Raw genomic sequence first — 511 nt, forward strand, 5'->3', positions numbered from 1 at the left:
CAAGCCCTTGTGCCAGCAGTTTCAGAATATCGCGCTCACGGGGCGTCAACTGCTGAATGCTGCGATCGCTACCCTGACGATTTTCACGCAGGCTGGCGGCGAGGATCGGCATCAGGGTTTCGCTAAGCACCATCTTTCCCGATGCGGCCTGATGCAACGACGCCAACAGATCTTCCGGTTCCATGTCTTTGAGCAGGTAGCCGTCCGCACCGTTTTTCAACGCGCTCACCACGTCATCTTCATGATCGGAAACGCTAAACACCACCACGCGGCCAGAGAGCGCCTTTTCTCGCAAACGCACCAGCGTTTCCAATCCATTCATGCCGGGCATGTTCAGATCCAGCAAAATCAGATCCGGGTCCAACTCTGCTGCCAATATCACCCCTTGTTCCCCGTCGCTGGCTTCACCCACCACGCACAAACCGGGCACCATGCTGAGCAGCTGTTTTACGCCATTGCGCAACATCGGGTGATCGTCAATCAATAAAAGGGTCGCGCTATCGTCATTTGT

General features: G+C 55.6%; 1 protein-coding gene. It reads right to left on the reverse strand.

The window, feature by feature from the left end; translation table 11 throughout:
* The coding region (gene narL, locus J5224_RS35310) for a two-component system response regulator NarL (protein ID WP_264629425.1) at positions 1-511 on the reverse strand (511 nt) is incomplete at both ends.

This window comes from Candidatus Symbiopectobacterium sp. NZEC135 (assembly GCF_025962695.1).